Annotated in this window: 4 protein-coding genes; all 4 read right to left on the bottom strand. The window is 63.9% G+C overall.

Annotated features, from left to right (window positions below; translation table 11 throughout):
- The coding region (locus EGJ34_RS20820; RefSeq protein ID WP_148100544.1) for a lytic transglycosylase domain-containing protein at positions 1–784 on the bottom strand (784 nt) is incomplete at its 3' end.
- The gene (gene virB11 / locus EGJ34_RS20815; RefSeq protein WP_125362321.1) at positions 784–1,827 is read right to left on the bottom strand and encodes a P-type DNA transfer ATPase VirB11; all 1,044 of its coding nucleotides are present in this window, start codon (positions 1,825–1,827) and stop codon (positions 784–786) included. The genes virB11 and EGJ34_RS20820, both read right to left, overlap by 1 nt.
- Positions 1,828–1,842: 15 nt before the next feature.
- A complete protein-coding gene (locus tag EGJ34_RS20810; protein ID WP_125362320.1) occupies positions 1,843–3,102 on the bottom strand; it encodes a TrbI/VirB10 family protein in 1,260 nt (419 codons plus the stop codon).
- The gene (locus EGJ34_RS20805; protein ID WP_125362319.1) at positions 3,099–3,878 is read right to left on the bottom strand and encodes a TrbG/VirB9 family P-type conjugative transfer protein; all 780 of its coding nucleotides are present in this window, start codon (positions 3,876–3,878) and stop codon (positions 3,099–3,101) included. The genes EGJ34_RS20810 and EGJ34_RS20805 overlap by 4 nt, the downstream gene beginning before the upstream one ends.
- Positions 3,879–4,032 lie beyond the last annotated feature (154 nt).

Here is a 4,032-nt window from a genome sequence, read left to right as displayed (position 1 = left end):
GCGACGGTGCCTGCGGCACGGGCAGCTGCTGGGGCGCGGCGGCAGGCTGAGGCATCACCCTGTCCACGGCCCCCAGCACCACGCGCGACAAGGCCTGGTCCGCGGTGTTCAGCAGGCTGCCACGCACCGCGTCCTTGGTGGACGGATACACCACGAAGGCGCGCGCCGGGTCGTCCGGCAGCGTCTGCGCCTGGGCATAGGCCGCCGCGATGGCGGGGGTTGAGGCGATGATGCGGCTCGGAGCCGGCGAATCAAACTGCGGATGGTGCTCGACCTTGACGCTGCGGCGGGAGGTACCACGCGGCACCACGTCGATCGGGCTGGTGCCGCCCACTGCGGCCACACGCTGGCTGCGCTGGATGGAGTCGTAGATCTTCTGCACGTAGCCGTGGCGGAAACCAGTGGTGAAGTTGCCGGAGTAGTAGCAGCTGAACGACTTGCCCCAGTCACCGCCGGAGCGCTTGTAGCATTCGGCCAGAATACGCGAGCCAGCTACCAGGTTTTCGCACTGGCGGAAGGCCTTTTCGTACGAGTCCAGACCGTACTTGGCCAGGTTGTAGCGGTTGACCTGGGCAAGACCGACCGAGAAGTTGTAGCCCTTCTCTTCCAGCATGCGCACGGTGGCCAGCGCTTCATCCAGCTTCTTGGGCTGGCGCGCCAGCGCGCCGCCCACCACGCCAATGGCGAACGGGTTGCGTGAGGATTCCACATTGATCACGTGCTGCATCACGTCCATGGGCACGGCCATGTCCTGGCAGGCAGCGGCTTCAATTCCGGGAAGCATCAGCCCTCCTGTCCCTGCGCACGGCCGGGATTGAAATCAATGCCGGTGATGTAACGCGAACCGGCGTGAGCCTTGATGTGCACCACGATGTCGATGGTCATCATCAGCAGCCGCTTGATCACGTCGAACTCCAGACCGGAACCTTCGGTGGAGGCCTTCACCATCAGCGCCAGCTGGTCCCAGGTCTGTTCCGGGCTGCCGGCGTGGCAGCTGGTGATCGAACCGGGGTGGCCGGACGCACAGTTACGGATGAAGTAGAACGCTTCATCGCCGCGCAACTCGGCGAGGATGATGCGTTCGGGCTTCATGCGCAGGCAGGCTTCCATGCAGCTTTTGGCAGTGACGTTGCTGGTGCTCTGGCCACCCTTGGAATACAGCAGGTGAACCACGTTGGGCTGGGTGAGGAACAGCTCGCGGGCGTCCTCGATGGTGACCAGCCGCTCGTTGTCCGGAATATGGTTGACCAGCGCCTTCATGAAGGTGGTCTTGCCGCTGCCGGTGGCACCGGAAACGACGATGTTCTTGCGGTACTTCACCGCGTGCCGGAAGAACTCCGCGTACTGCTTGCTGGCACGCAGCTCCAGCAGTTCGCGGTCCTGTTCGCTCAGGCTGCCGTCCTGTTCCAGGATCTGGTTGAAAAAACCGTCCTCGTGGTACTGGCTCAGCGTTTTGGTGTGCTTGGACGGCAGACGGATGGTGATCGAGACCTTGCCGGCGTCGCACGCCGGCGGGATCACGAACTGCGCACGCTGGCCGGTGGGGAACGTCAGCGACACCACCGGGTCAGCGTCGGTAATACGCTGACCGGTGTTGCTTTCGTTCACCACCGCCGTGCAGAACTGCCGCGCCCGCTCGAAGGTGAGCGTCGGCACTTCCACGCGCTGCCACCCCGCACGGGTTTCCAGGTACAGCTCGCCGGGACGGTTGATACAGATTTCCGTCACGTCCGGCGAGCTCATGTACTCGGCAATTCCCAGCACTTCGTACTGATAGCGCAGGAAATCGCTGGAGACTTGGGCAATGGGGGCCACTTCTGCATCCATGGTCAGGTCAATCCGTCAACGGCGTCCAAGAACCTGGGTGAAGTCGACGTCCTTGGCGACATAGACATTGATCCGCGTGCCCTGGTTGATGGTCACGGTCGGACGCGGACGGTTGCTCAGCGCTTCGCCAGCCAGACGTTCCATCTGACGCGCGGTGGCGCTTTCATACGGCGACTGGATGGCCAGGCCACTGTTGGTCACCGTGGTGCTTTCCGGTCCATGTTCTGCCGCAGCGTACTTGAAGGCATCGGCCAGCAGGCTGATCATCAGCGCCGAGGCAATGCGCTTGCCCCAGTGCGCGCTGTACTGGCCCGGAAGGCCCGCGCCACCCAGACCGTCGATACCCGGGCTGGACATCGCCACGTCAATACCGTTCGGCGTGGTGATGCGGTCCCAGATGACTTCTACGCGATCGCCCACCGGGCCGCCGCCGTACGAACCGTAGATCTTGGACCCCTTCGGCAGCAGCAGGGTGCGGCCATTGATGGAGTAGACCGGTTCGGTCAGCAGGCACGAGGTGTAGCCGGCGTAGTCGGTGATGATGCGGGTTTCCAGGATGCAGCGCAGGTAGGTGCCGCGCACCAGCAGCGCATCCGGCGAGCGGATGAAGGACGCGTTGGACACGTCTTCCACGTCCGGCCCACGCTGGACCTTGGCCGGAGCGGCCGGCGCACCGCCGTTGCTGGCCTGGATCGCGGCCATCATCATCTTGCTGTATTCGTCGTTCGGGTTCGACGCGCCGTTGCCATCGCCACCGCCCACGCCACCACCGCCGCCAATGCGGCGGTCAAGCAGGCTCGGGCCACGATCGACTTCACGCTCGGCCGGCTCACGCGTATTGAAAGCGCTGACACGCTCCGGCTCACGCTCCGGCAGCGGCGGCAGCATCGGGATCGGCTGGGCCTCTTCGGTCGGCACCGGCGGAACCATGGCAGACGTGTCCGGCCCCAGGCGCGGCATTTCCGGTGCGGAGGCACGGGTGGTTTCGGCCTGCTTCTTGACCTCGTCGTCCGAGCTGCCCTTGCGGAACAGCAGGAAGCCCATGGCCACCAGCAGCACCAGAATGCCGCCCAGGAACGCCAGCGCCTTGCGGTTCAGGCGCTGCTCTTCGGCCGAACGCAGCTGCGGTGCTGCCGCGTCCAGGTTGGGAGCGGCCTGCGCCTGCGTGTTGCCGAAGTACGGGTTGGACGGATCGACGTTGTCGTGGCCGTACTGGCCCTGCCCGTCGTCGCGATTGTCGTTCGGGTCGTTGCCCGGAGTGTTGTGCTGGGTCATTTCTTCACGTTCCTTCGCAGGCCCACAACGTTGTCGCCATGGCGGACAACCAGGTACGGGTAAGTGCCGTGGACAATCAGGGTGTTGCCTTCCACGGTGGTGTTGACCACGTACTCCTCACCATATTCCGCGTCACGGCCGAACACTGCCGGGAAAATACCGGTCTTGTACTCGGGCGAGTTCGGCAGCTTCACGTAGGTGAAACGGCTGTCGTCATACACGTTGACCGGAATCAGCCAGCCCATCTTCTTCGGGCGGCGGGTCGAGTAGGAGTAGTCGAAGTTGTACTGACGATCCTTGGCCAGCTCGGTGCTGAGGAGCGGCTTGGCCTCTTCCTCGACGGCGGTCTGGGCGATGCCGAATTCGGTATCGCTGGGATAGGTGAAGGCGATCTTGTACTGCACGCCAGCACGACGGGCCTGTTCCAGCTGACGCCAGTCGGTGGCCACGACCTTCAGTTCGAAGATGTAGGAATGGGTTTCCGTGCGCACCATCATGTTGGTGTCCACGTCCACGTTCTTCGGCTTCAGGTAGAAGACGTTCTCGCGGCGGGTCAGCTCCCAGCCACTGCTGAAGCCGGTGCTGTAATCGAGGATCTTCTCGTTCGGGCTCAGTTCGATCTGGGTGGTGAGACCCAGGCCGGTGCGAACCGGATAGATGCGGTCCTGCTCATACTCGTAGTGATCGACCGCCTGCGCCGAAACGCCTGCGGAGAACATCAGCGACAGCATTGACACGAAGGCCAATGCGCCTCCCTTTACCTTTCGACGACTCATCGGTTGCTTGCTCCATCAGCAGTTCCGGTGGAATTACCTTGTGCTGGCCTCATGGCCGGCTGCCCCTGCATCTGTTGACCCGGCACGCCCTGCTGCGCCGGGTACCCGCCCTGCGGTGCCGGCTGGCCCGGGTACGGCTGGCCCTGCAGCGGCT

It is taken from the genome of Stenotrophomonas sp. 278, assembly GCF_003935715.1.
In the GTDB taxonomy this organism is placed as follows: domain Bacteria; phylum Pseudomonadota; class Gammaproteobacteria; order Xanthomonadales; family Xanthomonadaceae; genus Stenotrophomonas; species Stenotrophomonas maltophilia_AH.
This window is presented reverse-complemented; position numbering and strand designations above follow the sequence as displayed.